Source organism: Mycolicibacterium tusciae (assembly GCF_002086795.1).
In the GTDB taxonomy this organism is placed as follows: Bacteria; Actinomycetota; Actinomycetes; order Mycobacteriales; family Mycobacteriaceae; genus Mycobacterium; species Mycobacterium tusciae.
Map to the genome: position 1 here is coordinate 284,775 of NZ_MVIM01000004.1, position 19,032 is coordinate 303,806.

19 protein-coding genes are annotated in these 19,032 nt (G+C 66.6%); 10 read left to right on the forward strand and 9 right to left on the reverse strand.

Annotated features, from left to right (window positions below; translation table 11 throughout):
* Window positions 1-32 precede the first annotated feature (32 nt).
* A complete protein-coding gene (locus BST47_RS09920; RefSeq protein ID WP_083125351.1) occupies window positions 33-980 on the reverse strand; it encodes an SDR family oxidoreductase in 948 nt (315 codons plus the stop codon).
* A 92-nt stretch (window positions 981-1,072) separates the two neighbouring features.
* Between BST47_RS09920 and BST47_RS09925 the strand changes: the two genes are divergently transcribed.
* Together BST47_RS09925 and BST47_RS09930 are read left to right on the forward strand one after the other, a co-directional pair.
* Window positions 1,073-1,744, forward strand: coding sequence for a TetR/AcrR family transcriptional regulator (locus tag BST47_RS09925; protein ID WP_234809638.1), 672 nt, complete (start codon window positions 1,073-1,075; stop codon window positions 1,742-1,744).
* Window positions 1,745-1,780: 36 nt separating this feature from the next.
* Window positions 1,781-2,512: an SHOCT domain-containing protein gene (locus tag BST47_RS09930; protein ID WP_083125353.1), complete on the forward strand. Its 732-nt coding sequence runs from the start codon at window positions 1,781-1,783 to the stop codon at window positions 2,510-2,512.
* 16 nt (window positions 2,513-2,528) lie between these two features.
* Here BST47_RS09930 and BST47_RS09935 read toward each other — a convergent pair whose 3' ends face one another.
* Together BST47_RS09935 and BST47_RS09940 are read right to left on the reverse strand one after the other, a co-directional pair.
* Complete coding sequence (locus BST47_RS09935; protein WP_083125354.1) at window positions 2,529-3,155, reverse strand: MBL fold metallo-hydrolase; 627 nt, start codon at window positions 3,153-3,155, stop codon at window positions 2,529-2,531.
* Window positions 3,152-4,237: an S-(hydroxymethyl)mycothiol dehydrogenase gene (locus BST47_RS09940; protein WP_083125355.1), complete on the reverse strand. Its 1,086-nt coding sequence runs from the start codon at window positions 4,235-4,237 to the stop codon at window positions 3,152-3,154. The genes BST47_RS09935 and BST47_RS09940 overlap by 4 nt, the downstream gene beginning before the upstream one ends.
* Before the next feature lie 86 nt (window positions 4,238-4,323).
* On the opposite strand from BST47_RS09940, the gene BST47_RS09945 reads away from it, so the two are divergent.
* The 6 genes from BST47_RS09945 to BST47_RS09970 all read left to right on the forward strand — a co-directional run bounded on the left by BST47_RS09945 (window position 4,324) and on the right by BST47_RS09970 (window position 9,945).
* On the forward strand, window positions 4,324-5,937 hold the full coding sequence (locus BST47_RS09945) for a LuxR family transcriptional regulator (protein WP_083125356.1): 1,614 nt from the start codon (window positions 4,324-4,326) through the stop codon (window positions 5,935-5,937).
* Window positions 5,938-6,055: 118 nt separating this feature from the next.
* Complete coding sequence (locus BST47_RS09950; RefSeq protein ID WP_083125357.1) at window positions 6,056-7,135, forward strand: class I SAM-dependent methyltransferase; 1,080 nt, start codon at window positions 6,056-6,058, stop codon at window positions 7,133-7,135.
* A gap of 35 nt (window positions 7,136-7,170) precedes the next feature.
* Window positions 7,171-8,073, forward strand: a complete 903-nt coding sequence (locus BST47_RS09955; protein ID WP_234809639.1) for a homocysteine S-methyltransferase family protein — start codon at window positions 7,171-7,173, stop codon at window positions 8,071-8,073.
* 9 nt (window positions 8,074-8,082) lie between these two features.
* Complete coding sequence (locus tag BST47_RS09960) at window positions 8,083-8,907, forward strand: serine hydrolase domain-containing protein (RefSeq protein WP_083125359.1); 825 nt, start codon at window positions 8,083-8,085, stop codon at window positions 8,905-8,907.
* A gap of 116 nt (window positions 8,908-9,023) precedes the next feature.
* Window positions 9,024-9,536 carry a DUF3145 domain-containing protein gene (locus BST47_RS09965; RefSeq protein ID WP_083125533.1) on the forward strand — a complete coding sequence of 171 codons (513 nt, stop codon included), beginning with the start codon at window positions 9,024-9,026 and terminating at the stop codon, window positions 9,534-9,536.
* Between the two features lie 112 nt (window positions 9,537-9,648).
* On the forward strand, window positions 9,649-9,945 hold the full coding sequence (locus BST47_RS09970) for a DUF732 domain-containing protein (RefSeq protein WP_083125360.1): 297 nt from the start codon (window positions 9,649-9,651) through the stop codon (window positions 9,943-9,945).
* A 3-nt stretch (window positions 9,946-9,948) separates the two neighbouring features.
* Here BST47_RS09970 and BST47_RS09975 read toward each other — a convergent pair whose 3' ends face one another.
* Both BST47_RS09975 and BST47_RS09980 read right to left on the reverse strand, forming a co-directional pair.
* Complete coding sequence (locus tag BST47_RS09975) at window positions 9,949-10,827, reverse strand: diacylglycerol kinase (RefSeq protein ID WP_234809653.1); 879 nt, start codon at window positions 10,825-10,827, stop codon at window positions 9,949-9,951.
* Window positions 10,828-10,847: 20 nt separating this feature from the next.
* Window positions 10,848-12,428 carry an FAD-binding oxidoreductase gene (locus tag BST47_RS09980; RefSeq protein WP_207568584.1) on the reverse strand — a complete coding sequence of 527 codons (1,581 nt, stop codon included), beginning with the start codon at window positions 12,426-12,428 and terminating at the stop codon, window positions 10,848-10,850.
* 59 nt (window positions 12,429-12,487) lie between these two features.
* On the opposite strand from BST47_RS09980, the gene BST47_RS09985 reads away from it, so the two are divergent.
* Together BST47_RS09985 and BST47_RS09990 are read left to right on the forward strand one after the other, a co-directional pair.
* Complete coding sequence (locus tag BST47_RS09985) at window positions 12,488-13,069, forward strand: TetR/AcrR family transcriptional regulator (RefSeq protein WP_083125363.1); 582 nt, start codon at window positions 12,488-12,490, stop codon at window positions 13,067-13,069.
* Entirely contained in the window at window positions 13,066-14,631 is a 1,566-nt protein-coding gene (locus tag BST47_RS09990; protein WP_083125364.1) for a glycerol-3-phosphate dehydrogenase/oxidase, read from the forward strand. Before BST47_RS09985 ends, BST47_RS09990 begins: the two co-directional genes overlap by 4 nt.
* 38 nt (window positions 14,632-14,669) lie before the next feature.
* On the opposite strand, the gene BST47_RS09995 is transcribed toward BST47_RS09990, so the two are convergent.
* The 4 genes from BST47_RS09995 to acpM are packed head-to-tail and all read right to left on the reverse strand — an operon-like array spanning window position 14,670 to window position 18,955.
* On the reverse strand, window positions 14,670-16,091 hold the full coding sequence (locus tag BST47_RS09995; RefSeq protein ID WP_083125365.1) for an acyl-CoA carboxylase subunit beta: 1,422 nt from the start codon (window positions 16,089-16,091) through the stop codon (window positions 14,670-14,672).
* Between the two features lie 36 nt (window positions 16,092-16,127).
* Window positions 16,128-17,381: a 3-oxoacyl-ACP synthase KasB gene (gene kasB, locus BST47_RS10000; protein WP_083125366.1), complete on the reverse strand. Its 1,254-nt coding sequence runs from the start codon at window positions 17,379-17,381 to the stop codon at window positions 16,128-16,130.
* Window positions 17,382-17,408: 27 nt separating this feature from the next.
* Entirely contained in the window at window positions 17,409-18,659 is a 1,251-nt protein-coding gene (gene kasA, locus BST47_RS10005) for a 3-oxoacyl-ACP synthase KasA (protein ID WP_083125367.1), read from the reverse strand.
* A complete protein-coding gene (gene acpM, locus BST47_RS10010; protein WP_083125368.1) occupies window positions 18,656-18,955 on the reverse strand; it encodes a meromycolate extension acyl carrier protein AcpM in 300 nt (99 codons plus the stop codon). Before acpM ends, kasA begins: the two co-directional genes overlap by 4 nt.
* Between the last annotated feature and the right edge of the window lie 77 nt (window positions 18,956-19,032).

The following is a 19,032-nucleotide window of genomic DNA, read 5'->3' on the forward strand; positions in this document are numbered from 1 at the left end:
GGGTAGCTGGCGTACCCACGACCGTAGTCCCCTTACGCGGGATAGGTCACCGAAGTCAGTCGCTCCGAGATCTCCCACAATCTGCGTCCGTCGGCCTCGTCACTGGCGCGGGGAAGGATCTTGGCGTCGGTGACGCCGCCGCCGGCGAGTTCGAGGATGCCCCGCGGTCCGTAGAACGCGCCACCCTGCGCCTCGGGGGCGGTCGCGCCGTACAAGCTGGGCAGAATTCCCTCGTCGATCTCCTGCCACATGAACGGCATCGCCGACCGGCTGACGCGGTAGAAGCGTTCCAGCAGCGTCGGGTTGGCCTGACCGTGGGAGGGGCCGCTCAGCTGGAGGTTGGTCTTGCACAAGCCGGGATGCGACGCGTTGGACATGATGTTCCACCCGCCGTGGCGACTCCTGCGGTCCAACTCGATCGCGAACATCAGGTTCGCGGACTTGGACTGCGCGTACGCCTGGGTGGCGTTGTATCGCTTCTCCCACTGCAGATCGTCGAACCGGATGCCGCCGAAGCGCGCTGCGGAGCTGCTCAACGAGTGCACCCGCGGGTTCTCGGCGGCCCGCAGCAGCGGCAGCAGATGCCCGGTGAGCGCGAAGTGGCCCAAATGGTTACAGCCGAACTGCAATTCGAATCCGTCGGCGGTGGTTTCCCGCTGCGGTGGCTGCATGATGCCTGCGTTGTTGATCAGGAGGTCGATCGGTCGCCCCTCGGCGTTCAGTTCGTCGCCCAGCGCCTTGACGCTGGCTAGCGAGGACAGGTCGAGCGCCTTGATGGACAGCTTGGCGTCGGGGACCGTCGCGCGGATCTGCTCGATCGCGGCCTCGCCCTTGGCGCGGTTGCGGATCGCCATGACGACGTCGGCGCCCGCGGCGGCCAGCCGGGTCGCGATGCCAAGCCCCAGCCCGGAGTTGGCGCCGGTGACGACCGCGAGCTTTCCGGACTGATCGGGGACCGTCACTGTGCGCACACGGACCATGAGTTTCTCCTCTGCGTCGGATGAATAACCGAACAGTAACGGACCATCGGTCTGATAACAAGAGCCCGATGGTCTGATAACGTTGTCGTTTTGTGACGTCCTTTCAGCGCGCTCGCCGACCGGAGCAGATGGCGGCCCGGCGGATGGCGATCATGAACGTCGCGCGCGACATGCTTGCCGAGAAGACCGTCGGCGACATCAGCTTGCGGGAACTCTCGGATCGGGTCGGACTGGCCAAGTCGAACGTACTGAGATATTTCGACAGCCGCGAGGCGATCTTCCTCGAGGTGCTCGACGAGGAATTCACGATGTGGCTCGGTGACATCGAGGATCGGCTGGGGCGACCACGTACCAGAAAATCGGGCTACGCCAACGAGATCCGGGTTGCGACCGTCGTCGCGGACTCGGTGATGGCGCGCCCGCTGCTCGGCGAGCTTCTCGGGTCGATGGCCTCGGTGCTGGAACGCAACATCTCGCATCACTTCGCCCGTGACTTCAAGGCGCGCGCGATGGGGCGGATCGCGGCGTTGGCGGCCCTCGTCCACCGCCATCTGCCCTGGCTACCTGAAGAGTTCACCGCGTTCTTCGCCGAGGGATCGCTGATGTTGACGGCGGGGGCGTATCCGTTCTCGGTGCCCACCGAACCAGTGCGCGCCGCCATCGCAGAGATCGGACTTCCCGATCCAGGTCAGCGATTCAGCGATGGACTGCGATTGGGTCTGCAGACATGGCTGATCGGCGCGGCGGCACAGACGGAGGCGTGACAGACATACGGCCGAAGTCGTGACACACTTTCGGCCATGAAGCGCGCGCCGCGGATCGCGATCGTGGTTTCTGTTCTCACGTTGGTCGTGTCGGTTGTGGGCTTCGTCGCGACGCTCGTACTGAACACCTTCGTCCTCGATGAGTACGACGCCTACGGGGAATTGCCGATCCCCGGGTCGACCACCCTGGAGCTCCCCGCGGGCGAGATGACCGTCAGTTTCCATACGGTGACGACAGGCAGGCCGACGAGCGGATTTCCGATCCCCGACCTGAGTTTCGGTATTACCCCGACCGAGGGACGCCCGGAACCGACGGTCACCGAAAACGTCGGCGGGACAACCTCGGTCAACAGCGACGTACGAGTGCGAATCTGGACAGTGCACATTCCGCAAGCAGGTACCTACGAGGTCGAGGCAGAGGGATCCGTCGACGGTTACATCGCGCCGAGGCTGGCATTCGGACATGACGACTCCCGCGGCTGGCTGCTGTTCGTGTTCGGCGGTCTCTTCGGCCTCGGTCTGCTGGTGCTCGTCGTCTCGTTGCTGTGGTCGTCGCGTGCGGCCAAGAAGGCGCGACTTCTGCAACACCATGAGCTGTCGGCCGATACGCCCACGTGGAGCGCCGGGTCACCCCCCGCGGCCAGTACGCCCACCGATCAGGGTGTGCGGCTGGAACAGATCCGGCATTTGGCTGCGCTGAGGGATTCCGGGGCGCTGACCGAAGACGAGTACGCGGCCGAGAAGCGCCGCATCCTCAACGGGGACTGATCGCCGCGGGGATTACTCAGCTGCCGCGCTTGACCCAGTCGTCGTAATTCACCAGCTCGTCACCGATGGTGGTGGTGTCGCCGTGTCCGGTGTAGACGACGGTGTCGTCGGGCAGCTTGCCGAGGCGGCCCGAGATCGACGAGAGGATCGTGGGGAAGTCCGAGTACGACCGTCCGGTGGCCCCCGGGCCGCCCTGGAACAGGGTGTCGCCGCTGAAGACCGCGTTCAACGCGGGCGCATGCCAACAGACCGAGCCCGGCGAGTGTCCCGGAGTGTGCAGCGCGTGCAGCTCGATGCCGCCGACAGCGAGCGTCTCGCCGTCGCTGACGGTGCGGAAATCCCTCTCGGGGTGAGTCATTCGCCACAGCACGTCGTCGGCCGGATGCAGAAGCACCGGCGCGTCGAGCGCATCCGACAGCTCAGGGGCGACGGTGACGTGGTCGTTGTGCCCGTGGGTGCACACGACTGCCACCACGTTGCGGCCGCCGACGGCCATCACGATCGGGCCGGCGTCGTGGGCGGCGTCGAAGACGATGACGTCGTTGTCGTCGCCGACGAGCCAGATGTTGTTGTCGACTTCCCAGGATCCGCCGTCGAGTTCGAAGGTGCCGTGGGTGACGACGCGGGAGATGTTGTCGCTCACAGGATCACCACCGAGCGCAAAACCTCGCCGGCGTGCATGCGATGGAATGCCGACTCGATATCTTCTAAGCCGATGCGTTCGGAGACGAACTTCTCCAACGGCAGCCTGCCCTGCAGGTAGAGGCTTATCAGCGTGGGGAAGTCACGCTCGGGCAGGCAGTCGCCATACCACGACGACTTCAGTGAACCGCCGCGGGAGAAGAAGTCGATCAGCGGCATCTCCAACGTCATGTCCGGTGTCGGAACACCAACGAGCACAACGGTTCCGGCCAGATCGCGGGCATAGAACGCCTGCTTCCACGTTTCGGGCCGACCGACCGCGTCGATCACCACGTCCGCGCCGAAGCCGTCGGTCAAATCCTGAATCGTCGCCACCGGGTCGAGCTCCTTGGCGTTGATGGTGTGCGTGGCCCCGAACCCGCGCGCCCAGTCCAGCTTCTTGTTGTCGGTGTCCACCGCGATGATCCGCCGCGCCCCGACCAGGGCGGCCCCGGCGATCGCGGCATCACCGACACCGCCGCAGCCGATAACGGCCACGGTGTCGTCACGGTTGACCGCGCCGGTGTTGATCGCCGCGCCGATACCGGCCATCACCCCGCACCCCAACAGGCCTGCGACCGCGGGATCGGCGGCCGGATCTACCTTCGTGCACTGGCCCTCGTGCACCAACGTCTTGTCGGCGAAGGCGCCGATGCCCAGCGCGGGCGTCAACGGGGTGCCGTCGGTCAGTGTCATCGGCTGCTCGGCGTTGAATGTGTCAAAGCACAAATGTGGGCGACCGCGCTTGCACGCCCGGCACTGTCCACACACCGCACGCCAGTTCAGGATCACGAAGTCGCCGGCCTGGACATTCGTCACACCCGCGCCGACCGACTCCACCGTGCCTGCCGCCTCATGACCCAGCAGGAAGGGGAACTCGTCGTTGATCCCGCCCTCGCGATACGTCAGATCGGTGTGGCACACCCCGCAAGCGATGATGTCGACCACCACCTCACCGGCACCCGGATCGGGGATGACCACCTCTACCACCTCGACCGGCTCACCCTTCTCACGCGAAATCACGCCCCGCACCGTCTGAGTCATGGGGACAACATAACGTCCTCAATTAATTCATGCCCGAAGGGGCATTTGAACTTCTCCTACCGGATATACCGTTGTACTTCACTGACATGGATAACGGCGTAGGCACTCACGGCGACCTGCTGCTGACGGCGCGCACCGCGCACGTCCGCCGAGACTGGCATGCCTCCTACTCGGCATTCTCGCGGGCAGGCGAGGACACGCCACTGGCTACCGACGACCTCGACGCGATGGCCACGGCGGCCTGGCAGCTGGGCCGCGGCAAGGAGTCCCTGCGCATCGCCGAACGTGTCTTCGGACAGTTGTCGCGCACCGACCCGCCGTCGGCGGCGATGAAAGCCGTCGAACTCGGCCTGGCGTGGTTCACCCGCGGGGACTTCGTCATCGCGCAGGGCTGGATGAACCGGGCACGCCGACTGCTCGTCGGCGCCCCCGAGGGGCCCACCGACGGCTACCTGGCATATCTCGAGGCGCTCGTGGTGATGGGCGACGCCGACGCGCTCGCCGCGCGGGTGCAGAAGCTACGAGAAGTCTCTCAGCGGCTCGACATGCCCGCGCTCAACGCACTGTGCCGGGTCGCCGAGGCGCTGACCGCGATCAGCGAGGCCCGAGTGGCCGACGCGTACGGACTGATCGACGAGGCAATGCTGCCGATCCTTGCCGACCAGGTGCCCATCGATTGGGCGGGCGACATCTACTGCGTCGTCCTCAACCAATGTCATCGGCTAGCCGACCTGCCGCGGATGAGGGCATGGACCCAATCAATGGAGCGCTGGTGCAACGACTTTGCGGCGTCGTCGAACTACGGCGGGGTCTGCGATGTGCATCGGTTGCAGCTGTCGGCTGCCACCGAGGACTACCGGCAGCTCGAGGACAGGCTTGTCGATGCCAGCCGGGCGCTGGAGGAGGTCAACACCTGGGCCGCCGGTGAGGGTTACTTCCAACTGGGGGAGGTGCGGCGGCTGCGCGGCGATGCCGATGGTGCGTTCGCGGCCTTTGCGCGCGCCCGGGCCCTTGGCGTGGAGCCGCAACCCGGTGAGGCGTTGCTGCGTTGCCGGGTGGGTGACCGCGAAACCGCGTGGACCGATTTGCGGCTGGCGCTTGCCGGAGCCGACCGGCCGGGCCGCATGCGACTGTTGCGCGCGTCGGTCGAAGTCGCGCTGGCACGTGGCAGCCTCGACGAAGGCGAAAGATACTGCGCCGAACTCGAATCCGGCGCCGAAGTGTTTGCCACCCCCGGGTTCCGGGCGTGGGCGGCACATGCCCGCGGCGCGCTGTTGACACAGCAGGGGCAGCACGCGAGCGCACTGCGCTTGCTCGAAGCGGCGCTGCGCGAGTATCGAACTCAGCAATCTCGGTACGAAACCGCGCAGATTTACGAGTGGATGGCCGTCGCGCACAAGGGCCTCGGCGACGAGCAGCTGGCCGCCGCGGACTCGGCGACCGCCGAGAACATCTACGCCCAGCTGGGAGTCGAGTCGGCCCAGATCTGCGTCACCAGCACACCCCGGGGTCTGACCAAACGCGAAATCGAGATCCTGCAACGAATCGCCGGGGGCGCGACCAACAAACAGGTCGCCGAGCAGATCTGCATCAGTGAGAAGACGGTCGGCCGTCATCTGGCCAACATCTACGCCAAACTCGACGTCTCCTCGCGCACGGCCGCGGTGGCGTGGGCATACGACAACGACATCCTGCAATGAGTGACTGCATCGGATGCACCACACGGGTGGCCGAAGAAATGCATGGTTTGGCCGATGCGGGCGGTGCGCGCCAGGCGTTTACTTCACGTGACCACTCGACTACCTCTCAAGGAGCACGATGACCGCCATCGAAGAACAGCAATTCACCGACACCACAGAAGAATTTGCCGGCCGTATCGCCGGTGCCATCGACAGCGCCAGCCTGGCGATCCTGCTGTCGATCGGGCACCAGACCAAACTGTTCGACACGCTGGCCGAACTACCACCGGCCACCAGCGCGCAGATCGCCGACGCCGCCGGGCTCAACGAACGCTATGTGCGGGAATGGCTGGGTGGGGTGGTGTCCGGCCGCGTCGTCGAATTCAACCCGGCCACGCAGACCTACACCCTCCCGCGGCACCGCGCGGCGGTGCTGACGCGGGCGGCGGGTCCGGACAATCTGGCCCGCGTCGCGCAGTTCATACCCATGCTCGGCGAGGTGGAACAGAAGGTCGTCGATTGCTTCCACAACGGCGGTGGTTTGTCGTACGGCGACTACCCCCGCTTCCACAAGCTGATGGCCGAGGAGAGTGGTGAGGTGTTCGACGCCGCACTCGTCGAGGTCATCCTGCCGATGGTCGACGGCCTGCCCGAGCGGCTGCGCGCCGGCGCCGACGTGGCCGACATCGGCTGTGGCAGTGGCCACGCGATCAATGTCATGGCACAGGCGTTTCCGGCAAGTCGCTTCACGGGGATCGACTTCTCCGACGAAGGCCTCGCTGTCGGCCGGGCCGAAGCCCAACGGCTGAGCCTTCCCAACGCGACGTTCTCCGCCATGGATGTGGCCGCGCTCGATATGAGCGAAACCTATGACGTCATCACCGTTTTCGACGCGATTCACGACCAGGCCCACCCCGCGCGGGTGCTCCAGAACATCTATTCCGCACTGCGGCCGGGCGGCGTGTTGTTGATGGTCGACATCAAGGCGTCGACTCAGTTGGAGGACAATGTCGGCGTGCCGTTGGCGACGTACCTCTACACGGTGTCGACGATGCACTGCATGAGCGTTTCGCTGGGTCTGGGCGGAGATGGCTTGGGCACCTGTTGGGGCCGGCAACTGGCGACGTCGATGCTCGCCGATGCCGGCTTCGGCGACGTCACGGTCCGCGAGATCGAGTCCGACGCGTTCAACTACTACTACATCGCGCGCAAATCATGAGCCGGCGCGGGAGTCTTCCTCAGCTGGGTGGCGGCATGTTCGTGACCGACGGTGGACTCGAGACCGAACTCGTCTTCCATGACGGCATCGACCTGCCTGCCTTCGCGGCGTTCCCCTTGCTCGACAGTCCGGACACCCGGGACCGGCTGCGGCGCTACTACGACGGGTACCTGGCGATCGCGCGCAGGCATGGCGCCGGCTTCGTCGTCGAAACACCAACGTGGCGCGCCAATCCCGACTGGGCTGCACAGCTCGGGTACTCGCCCGAGCGGCTCGACGCGGTGAACCGTTCGGCGGTGGAACTCGCCGAGGAGGTCCGTGCGGCCGCGACGGCCGAGGGTCTCACCGCGGTGGTGAGCGGCTGCGTGGGCCCGCGCGGCGACGGCTATGACCCGCGCGACGCGATGACGGCCGAGGATGCCGAGCGGTATCACGCGGTCCAGATCGCGACGTTCGCCGATACGACCGCCGACCAGGTCACCGCGATCACGATGACCAACGCCGCAGAGGGAATCGGTGTGGTGCGGGCCGCTGCCGCGGCGGGCATTCCCGCGGCGGTCTCGTTCACCGTCGAGACCGATGGCCGGCTGCCGACGGGTCAGCCGTTGCACGAGGCGATCGAGCAGGTTGATGCCGAAACAGACAGCGGTGCAGCGTATTTCATGGTCAACTGTGCGCATCCGACGCATTTCGCGGATGCGCTTGGCCGCGACGGGGCGTGGCGGTCGCGGCTCGTCGGTCTGCGCTCGAACGCGTCGTCGAAGAGTCACGCTGAACTCGACGAGTCCACCGAGCTCGACGAGGGCGACCCCGACGACCTCGGGGCGCGGCACGCCGCCCTGCGGGATCGCTTACCCGCGGTGACGGTGCTCGGCGGCTGCTGCGGCACCGACGCGCGCCATGTGGCGGCCATCTGCGAGGCGTGGAGCGCCCAATAGGCTGCTGATGTGGCAGCGCTTGATGCGATCGAAGAGTGGCCGGTCCCGACCGCCGCAGCCGCGGTGGTCGGACCATCCGGAATCCTGGCTCAGCACGGCGACGTCCGGCAGCGCTTCAAGTTGGCGTCGGTGACCAAGACGCTGGTGGCCCGGGCCGCGCAGATCGCGGTCGAGGAGGGCGCCGTCGACCTCGACACCGAAGCCGGTCCACCGGGCTCCACGGTGCGCCACCTGCTGGCCCACACGTCCGGGTTCTCGATGCACTCGGCGGATCTGATGGCCGAGCCCGGCAAACGCCGGGTGTACTCGAACTACGGATTCGGGGTGCTCGCCGAGACGATCCAACGGGCGGCGGGCATCGAGTTCGGGCAGTACCTGACCGAGGCGGTATGCGAGCCGCTCGGCCTGTCGGACACGACGCTGGCGGGCGGTGCCGAGGCGGCCGGATTCGGAGCCACCTCGACCGTCGCTGACCTCGTCGCCTTCGCCGGCGACCTGCTGCGCCCCTCAACCGTGTCCGAACAGATGCACACCGAGGCCACCCAGGTGCAGTTTCCCGGAGTGTCGGGGGTGCTGCCCGGTTTCGGGACGCAGCGTCCCAACGACTGGGGTCTGGGCTTCGAGATCAGGGACGACAAGTCGCCGCACTGGACAGGTTCGGCGAACTCGGGCGCCACTTACGGGCATTTCGGCCAGTCAGGGACGTTCTTATGGGTGGACCCGCAGGCTGACCTGGCGCTCGTGGTGCTCACGGACCGCGATTTCGGCGACTGGGCCTATCCGCGCTGGCCCGCGCTATCTGATGCCATCCTGAGAGAATTCGGCGCAGACTAGCGCAACAGGCGCCTCACAGGGCACAATAGACACGCACGACACACACATTTGCAGATAATTCGGAACCGCCAGGTCGCTTGGGGAAGACGTCCCTCGTGGAGCCGAAGGAGCAGCAAATGCGTGCAGCGAACCAATTCGCCGACGCGGCGACTGGCGTGGTGTACATCCATGCTTCTCCCGCGGCGGTAGCCCCTCATGTCGAGTGGGCGCTGTCGTCGACTCTCTCGGCGAGAGCAAACCTGAAGTGGACGCCCCAGCCCGCGATGCCCGGGCAGTTGCGCGCCGTCACCAACTGGATCGGGCCGGTGGGCACCGGGGCGGCCCTGGCGAGCGCGCTGCGGTCCTGGTCGGTGTTGCGCTTTGAAGTCACCGAGGACCCCAGCGCCGGCGTCGACGGTCATCGCTGGTGCCACACCCCGCAACTGGGCATGTGGAGCGGCGCGATGAGCGCCAACGGCGACGTGATGGTCGGCGAGATGCGGCTGCGGACGTTGATGCAATCGGGGGCCGACATGCTGGCGGCCGAACTCGATTCGGTGCTCGGCACCGCGTGGGACGAGGCGCTCGAGCCCTATCGTGACGGCGGCGACGCCGCCGAGGTCAGCTGGCTGACCCGGGGAGTCGGCTAACCGCGTGTGCGCGGCGTTGACGCGCCGCGAAAATTCACCGGCAAATTTCGCAGTAGTTGCACCTTCGACTTCGAGATCGCTGAGACTGTCGTCATCTCCCCAGGAGGCGACAATGTTCACGATCCGCGTACTCACCGCAGCGACCTTCGCCGCCGGCGCACTGCTCGCCGCTGCAACCGCATCGGCATCACCGGCGACCGACGCGCTGTTCGGCGCCCTCGACGGGCTCGGGTTGCCGATATCGGGACCCGCTGTCATCACGGCGGGCAACCTGGCCTGCGATTCCTCTACCAGCGGCCTGGCCCGCGATCTGATCGCATCGCGGATCTCCAGCGAGTTCGGCCTGGACCCGGGTCAGGCGAACCAGTTCGTCGGGATCAGCCTCGCGGTCTACTGTCCGCTGCGGTAGTCGCTACGGGGCCGGCGTCAGGATCTTCAGCGCGCCCGGCACCGCCGACACCTCGACGGGAAGCGGACAGGCGTACTCGCCATCGGCGTAGGCGTTGATGCCCGGCGAGTCGACGGTGATGGTGCGGGCACGCTCGGTGCGGACCTCGTCGAGGTCGATGTGCGTGCCCTTGAATACGGTGGGGAACAAGCGGATCAGCTTCGTGCGCGACGCCGATGACACCATCGTGACGTCCAGCAGTCCGTCGGTGGGGTCGGCCTTCGGGCAGATCAGCATGCCTCCGCCGTAGCTCTTGGTGTTGCCGAAGGCGGCCAGCGTCAATTCGGTGTCCAGTTCGCGCCCGTCGAACGTCAGGCTGAACGGCAGCAGCCGCAATTTGGACAACTCGGCGACCATCGCGACGTTGTAGCGCATGCGGCCGTGCGGCCACTTCATCCGGTTGGTCCTGTCGGTCACCAGCGAGTCGAAGCCGGCGGCCATCACAGTGCCGAACCACTTCTGGGCGCCGTCGATGCTCGTGATGCGACCCAGGTCGACGGTCTTGGCGACACCGTCGACGATGACGTCGGCCGCGGCCTCGGGATCCTTTGCCGGAATGCCGAATTCACGGGCATGGTCGTTGCCGGTGCCCGACGGGATGATGGCCAGCGGGATGTCGGTCTGCGCAAGCACCTGCAGCGCAAGCGACACGATGCCGTCACCGCCGACGACGACCAGCGCATCCATCCCGCGTTCGAGTGCACCCTCGACGAGTCGTCTCGCGTGCTCGGCGTCGGTGCCCGCGATGGCGACGACGTCGATGCCGCGCTTGTGCAACCGCGTGACGGCGCGTTCGGCGGCGTGCGGGGCACTGCCGTGCCCCGATGCCGGATTCGTCAGCATCGTGACGCGGCCGAGCTCTGTCACGGAATCAGCTTGCCGGGGTTGAGGATTCCCGCCGGGTCCAGCGTGGCCTTGACGGCCTTCAGCACCGTGACGCCGAGGTCGCCGACCTCGTCGCGCATCCACGGACGGTGATCGGCACCGACGGCGTGGTGGTGGGTGATGGTGGCGCCGGTGCGCATCATCGCCTCCGACGCCGCCGTTTTCGCCTTGTGCCACTGCTCGATCGGATTGCCGCGCTGCCCGGCGACGACAGTGAAGTACAACGAGGCTCCCGTCGGATACACATGCGAAATGTGGCACAGCACCAGTGCCGGTGTACCCGATTCGCCGAGAGATTTCGTCAGTGCTTCGGTGACCGCCGCCTTGAGCGCGGGCACGTTCGACCAATTGGTCGCGGTCTCCAGCGTCTCGCACAAGGCGCCGGCCGATAGCAACGAGTCGCGAAGGTAGGGCGCGTTGAACCGGCCGTGTTCCCAGGCGCGGGCCGGACCTTCGCCCAGCGACGTGCCGCCGGCGGCCTGCAACACTGCGCGTGTTTCGGCATGGCGACTCTCGACGTGGGCTGCGGTGCCCTCGAAAGCGGTGATCGCCAGGCAGCCGCCGGTGATCTGCTGTTCGCCGATGCTCTCGGTGGTGGCCAGGTTCACCCCGGTCTCGGCCTCGTCGGACAATCGGATGACGGTCGGCCCGGCACCGGTCTGCACGACGGCGCGCAGCGCGTCGGCTCCGGTCGCGAAGTCCGGGAACGACCACGCCTCGTAGGTCGTCGCCGCGGGCACCGGGTGCACCTTCACCCGCACGCGGGTGATGATCCCGAACACGCCCTCCGAACCGATCATCAACTGGCGCAGGTCAGGACCGGCGGCCGACTCGGGGGCACGGCCGAGGTCGAGCACGCCCGCCGGGGTCACCGTGCGCAGCCCACGCACCATATCGTTGAAGCGGCCGTAACCCGCCGAGTCCTGGCCCGACGACCGGGTGGCGGCGAATCCGCCGATGGTCGCGTACTGGAAACTCTGCGGAAAGTGGCCGAGGGAGAAGCCGCGTTCGCCGAGCAGGCGTTCGGCCTCGGGCCCGGTCAGCCCGGCGCCGAGTTCGGCTTCGCCGGAGACCTCGTCGAGCGAATGCAGTTCGGTCAGGCGGCGCAGATCCAGCGAGATGACCGCGCTGAAGTTGCCGCGGATCGGGTCGAGGCCGCCGACCACACTCGTTCCACCGCCGAACGGGACGATCGCGATCCCGTGCTCGGAGCAGTACCGCAGGATCGCGGCGATCTCGTCGTCACGCTGGGGCAGTAGCACGGCGTCGGGTGCGTCCTGCACACCGGAGTCCTTGCGTCGCAAGAGGTCCAGGGTGGACTTGCCGCCGGCCCGAAGGAGTCGGCCGCGGTCGTCGACACGGCAGTAGTCGGCGCCCACGATGGCGGTGAGCCCGTCACGGTCGGCGTCGGACAGGGCGGACGGGCGAAGGGTGACGTCCTCGGCCTCGAGATCAGGCGTAGCGGCACCGTCGACGCCGAGCGCCTGCTTCAGCAGGGTTTTTATCCCGTCGGACAGCGGTTTGGCCGCAGCAGGATCACCCCAGGCGTTCCACTTCATCGGGGGCAGCAGTGCGGTCTGTTGGTCATCCGGACGCATCATGCGTTACAGTATTACACATGCTGTCAATCAGTAACGATTCGCCGCAGACGATCGGAGACCGCATCCTCACTGCGGCGGCCGAGTGCGTGCTGGCCTTCGGGGTGGACCGAGTGACGCTGGCCGAAATCGCTCGCCGCGCCGGTGTCAGCAGGCCCACGGTCTATCGGCGCTGGCCCGACACGCGGTCGGTGCTGGCGGCGCTGCTGACGTCGCGGGTCATCGGCGTGCTCGACGCCGTGCCGAGCCGACAGGTCGGCCGCCGACCACTGGTCGAGCGCATCGTGACGGTTGCCGAACTGCTGCGTCGCGACGACGTGGTCATGTCGGTGCTGCGCAGCGCCCCCGATCTGGCGATGATCTACATCGCTGAGCGCTTGGGCACCAGCCAGCAGGTCCTGCTCGACGCCGTCGCCGCCGATATCAAGCTCGCGCAGGAAGAGGGCAGCGTGCGTCCCGGCGATCCCCGTCAACTCGGAGCGATGTGCCTGCTGATCACCCAGTCGGCGATCCAGTCCGGCCAGATCGTCGCGCCGATCCTCGATGCCGACGCCCTCGCCACCGAGCTTGCCCACTCACTGAACGGATACCTGAAACCGTGACCACCTCAACGGCACTCAACGAGGCCCGCCGCACGTCCGAACTCGCGGCGCTGGCCGACGGCGGCACGATCGACGTCGTCGTGATCGGCGGCGGTATCACCGGTGTCGGCATCGCGCTGGACGCCGCGACGCGCGGGCTGAGCGTCGCACTGGTCGAGAAGCACGACCTGGCGTTCGGCACCAGCCGGTGGAGCAGCAAGCTGGTCCACGGCGGTCTGCGGTATCTGGCGACCGGCAATGTCGGCATCGCGCGACGCAGTGCGGTCGAACGCGGAATCCTGATGACGCGCAACGCCCCTCACCTCGTCAAGGCCATGCCGCAGTTGGTCCCGCTGCTGCCGTCGATGAACACTGCGTCGCGTGCACTCGTGCGGTTCGGATTCGTGGCCGGCGACGGGCTGCGCAAGCTCGCGGGCACACCGTCGTCGACGCTGCCGCGGTCGCGGAGGATCGACCCGAGCCGGGCCGTCGAACTCGCGCCGACGGTGCGTCGCGCCGGCCTCGACGGCGCCCTGCTCGCGTACGACGGGCAGCTGATCGATGACGCACGCCTGGTCACCGCGGTGGCCCGCACGGCCGCCCAGCACGGCGCCACGATCCTCACGCGCGTCGCGGCAGCCGATGCGACAGGTACCTCGGTGACGTTGACCGATCAGCGTTCCGGGGAGTCGTTTCAGGTGTCGGCCCGCGCGGTCATCAACGCCACCGGTGTATGGGCGGGGGAGGTGGACCCCTCGGTTCGCGTGCGTCCCAGTCGCGGAACGCATCTCGTGTTCGATGCCGAGACGTTCGGGAATCCGGTTGCCGCCCTGACGATCCCGATACCCGGCGAGATCAACCGCTTCGTATTCGCGATGCCCGAACAGCTGGGTCGCGTGTACCTGGGGCTCACCGACGAAGATGCGCCCGGTCCGATACCCGACGTGCCGGAGCCCACGGCCGAGGAGACGAAGTTCCTGTTGGACACGGTCAACACCGCATTGGATGTCGCGCTCAGCGCCGGCGATGTGATCGGCGCGTATGCCGGGCTGCGGCCGTTGATCGACCTAGGCGCGGACGAGAGGAGCACGAAGAAGGGCCAAGCGCGGACGGCCGACGTATCGCGCGAGCACCGGATCGTCGAATCGCCGTCCGGTGTGCTCAGTGTCATCGGTGGCAAACTGACCGAATACCGGTACATGGCAGAAGACGTGCTGGATCGGGCGGTCGCTGCGCGGAGGCTGACGGCCTCCGATTGCCGCACCCGAAACCTACCCCTGGTGGGTGCACCATCGAATCCCGTTGCGACACTGCGTTCGCCGGCTGAACTGCCCGGCTCGTTGGTCGCGCGCTACGGTGCGGAAGCGCCGAATGTGATCGCCGCCGCGAGCTGCGAACGACCCACGGAGCCGGTCGCCGACGGGATCGACGTCATTCGCGCGGAATTCGAATACGCCGTGACGCATGAGGGCGCGCTGACCGCCGACGACATCGTGGACCGTCGCACTCGCATCGGTTTGGTCGCCGCGGACCGCGTCAGGGTCGTCGAGGTGGCCGAGGAATTCGTGAATTCGGCGCGCTGATGAACCACCGCGGTGCGTATGCGCGCCGAATTCACCAATTACAGCGGGATGTTCTTATGGCGACCGCGGCGCGCGGGCGCCTCGGCCAGCGCCTGCGTCAGCCTGCTGCGAGTGTGCGACGGATCGATCTTCTCGTCGACCACGCCGATCTCGATGGCCGAATCCACGCCACCGGCGATCCGCTCATGCTCGGCGGCCAGCTCCTCGTGCAATGCCTCGCGCTCGTCATCCGACGCTGCGGCCAGCTTCTTCTTGTGCAGGATGCCGACCGCGGCCTTGGCGCCCATCACGGCGACCTCGGCGTCAGGCCACGCGAACACCTTGGTGGCGTTCAGCGACCGCGAGTTCATCGCAATGTAGGCACCGCCGTAGATCTTGCGGGTGACCAGCGTGACACGCGGAACCGAGGACTCGCCGAACGCGTGCAGCAGCTTCGCGCCACGACGCACGACGCCACCCCACTCCTGGTCCACACCGGGCAGGTAGCCGGGCACGTCGACGATCACGACGAGCGGGATGCCGAAGGCGTCGCATAGGCGCACGAAACGTGCTGACTTCTCGGCACTTTCGGAGTTCAGGCAGCCACCGAGACGCAGCGGATTGTTGGCGATCACACCGACGGTGCGCCCGGCCAACCGGCCCAGGCCCACGACAATGGACGGCGCCCACTTGCCCTGGAACTCTTCGAACGGCACACCCTCGTCCAGCAGGGCCTCGACGAGCGGATGCACGTCATAGGCTCGGCGCGCGGACTCCGGCAGCAGCGCGTGCAGGTCGCTGTCGCCCGCCTCGGCCTTGGTGCGGTCGAAATGGCCCTGCTGGCAGAACAATCCGACCAGACGACGGCCACGCTCGTAAGCGTCGACCTCGTCGTTGGCGACGATGTGGCACACGCCGGACTTCTTGTGGTGGGCATCGGGGCCGCCGAGCGACACCATGTCGACGTCCTCACCGGTGACGCTGCGGACCACATCGGGACCGGTGACGAAAACCTTGCTGTCCGGCGCCATCACGATGACGTCAGTCAGTGCCGGTCCGTACGCGGCGCCGCCCGCAGCGAAGCCGACCACCACCGAGATCTGCGGCACGTACCCGGAGGCGCGGATCATGGCCTCAAAGACCAAACCGACTGCGTGCAGCGCTTTTACGCCTTCGGCCAATCGTGCGCCGCCCGAGTGCCAGATGCCGACAATCGGGCTCTGTTCCTCGATGGCGGTGTCGTACGCGTTGACGATGTGCGCACAACCCTCCACACCCATGGCGCCGCCCATGACGGTGCCGTCGGTGCAGAACGCGATCGTGCGCACGCCGTTGACGGTTCCGGCCGCGGCCAGCACGCCGGAGCGGTCCCGCTCGTGCAGCAACTCGACGGTGTTGTCGTCGAAAAACGTACTCAGGCGCAACAGCGGATCGCGTGGGTCGAGCGATTCGCCTACGGCCTCTGGGGCCATGATGGTCATCAATCCTCCTGTAGCGCCGAGGTTGTCGGCGGGACGTCAGTACTTGCCGAACGCGAGCGCGACGTTGTGCCCACCGAATCCGAACGAATTGTTGATCGCGTATTGATAGTTGCCGGGTCGCGGCGAGCCGGCAACGACATCGAGGTCGATCTCCGGATCCAGGTTCTTCAGGTTGAGCGTCGGCGGGATGACCCCGTTCTTCAACGCCAACACGGTGAGGATGGATTCGACGGCGCCGACTGCGCCGACCGAGTGGCCCAGCGCCCCCTTCGGGGCGTAGACCGCAGCCTTGTGAGCGCCCAAGGCATTGTCGATGGCCTTTCCTTCGGCCACGTCGCCCACCGAGGTGCCGGTGGCGTGCGCATTGATGTGGTCGATGTCCGTGGGGGACAGGCCCGCAAGCTGGATGGCCCGCGTCATCGCGTGACCTGCCTGCTCACCGTTGGGGTCGGGCGCGACAATGTGGAACCCGTCAGACGTGATACTGGCGCCCATCAGCCGTGCGTGGATGGTGGCACCGCGAGCCCTGGCGTGTTCCTCGGTCTCGATCACCATCAACCCGGCACCTTCGCCGAAGACGAAACCGTTGCGGTCCCTGTCAAATGGGCGACAAGCTCCCGCCGGATCGTCATTGGTGGTGGACAACACGATGCGCATCTGTGCGAAGCCGGCAATCGGCACCGCTTCGATCTTGGTTTCGACGCCACCACAGATCGCCACGTCGGCTTCGCCGAGCACGATCTGTCGCCACGCCTGCGCAATGCCTTCAGAACCCGAGGCGCAGGCCGAGATCGGCGTGCTGACCCCGGCCTTGGCCTTGCGCTCAAGCCCGACTGCGGCGGCGGCCGCGTTGGGCATGTACATCTGGACGGCAAGCGGTGACACCGCCCGAAGGCCCTTCGAGCGCAGCGCTTCGTAGGCGTAGAGCAACTCCTCGGTCGAGCCCATGCCGGTGCCGATCGACACCATCAGGCGCCGCGGATCGACGTCCGGTGACCCGGCGTGGTCCCACGCCCGTCTGCTCAGCACCGTGGACATCCGCTGCAGGTACGACAGCCGCCGCAGTTCGACCCGCGTCAATTCCTCTTCGAAGTCCTCCAGCAGATGTCCGCCGATACGGACCGGCAGGTTGTACTGCTCGACGAACGGATCGTCGAGCAGCCGAATGCCACTCTGCCCGTCCAGCAGCCGTTGCCAGGTGGTGTCCGCATCGGTCGCCAAAGCGGTCGTCATCGCAAAGCCGGTGACGACTACGTTGGGGAAGCCATTCCCCGTAGCCAACGCTGCCATTACTGCTCTGGGAGTTCCTTCCGTAACTCAGTAACGCCCAAACGCCAGGGCGACATTGTGTCCACCGAAGCCGAACGAGTTGTTGATGGCGTACTGGTAGTCGCCATATCGTGGCTCGCCCGCGACGACATCGAGATCGATCTCGGGGTCTGGGGTCTCGTAATTCAGTGTCGGTGGGATCACGCCATCGCGCAGCGTGAGCACCGTCAAGATCGACTCCAGGGCCCCGACCGCTCCGATGGAGTGCCCGAGCGCTGACTTCGGCGCATACACTGCTGCGTGCTCGACGCCGGCCACCCGGATCGCGTTGGCCTCGGCGGTATCGCCGATCGGCGTGGCCGTGGCGTGGGCGTTGACGTGCTGGATGTCCTTGGGAGACAACCCAGCCTGCTGCATCGCACGCTTCATCGCGTGTCCGGCTCGCTCACCGTTCGGATCCGGTGCCACCATGTGATACGCGTCCGACGAAATACCCGCACCGAGCAAGCGGGCCAGCGGCTTGGCGCCGCGAGCCTTGGCGTGCTCCTCGGTCTCGATGACCATGAGTGCCCCGGCCTCACCGAAGACGAATCCGTCGCGGTTCTTGTCGAACGGCCGCGACGCCCCTTCGGGGTTGTCGTTGTTCGTCGACATGGCGCGCATCATCGAGAACGCCGCGATGGGCAGCGCCTCGATGCCACCCTCGACACCGCCGCAGACGGCGATGTCGGCGTCGCCCATGACGATCTGGCGCCATGCGTGCGCGATGCCTTCCGAGCCCGACGAACAGGCCGAGACGGGGGTGATGACGCCGGCGCGCGCGCCGAGTTCAAGCCCGACCACCGCAGCGGCACCGTTGGGCATGATCATCTGAACGGCGAGCGGCGACACCTTGCGGGGGCCGCCCTCGTTCATCGCGTCATAGGTCTCGACGATCTTCTCGCCGCCACCGAGCCCTGTGCCGATGACGACCGAGAAACGATCGGGGTCGACCTCCGGGCTACCGGCGGTTTCCCACAGCTGGTTGCCCAGGTACTTGGCCATGCGCTGGACATACGACATGCGGCGCAATTCCAACCGCGTCATCAGTGGGTCGAGGGGCTCCTTGAGGTGCCCGCCGATACGCACGGGCAGGTCCCACTTGGTGACGAAGTCGTCCTCGAGTACGTGGATGCCGCTTTCTCCGGCCAGCAAGCCCTTCCACGTGCTCTCGATGTCCGGTGCGATGGACGTCGTCGCAGTGACGGCGGTGACCACAACACTGGGGAAACCGCCGTTTGCAGTGGAAGGTTTGGTCACTTGTTGTCCGACATCTGTGCGCGGATGGCGGCAGCAGCCTCAGGGTTCTCTTCCTCGAGCTTCTGGATGTAGGCAACGACGTCACCGACGGTGCGCAGGCCCGCGAGGTCCTCGTCGGGGATCTTCACGCCGTACTTGTCCTCGGTCTGAACGGCGATCTCAACCATCGACAGCGAGTCGATGTCCAGGTCGTCGACGAAGGACTTCTCCGGGGTGACCTCGGAGGGCTCGATACCGGTGACCTCTTCGATGATCTCGGCGATGCCGGCGATGATTTCGTCCTGGGTGGTTGCCACGGTGGCTCCTTCTAATTGGTTGTTACTGCCAACTGGTGTTGGTATGTGGTTGTTGCTTCCGACGGACCGGAAAGCAT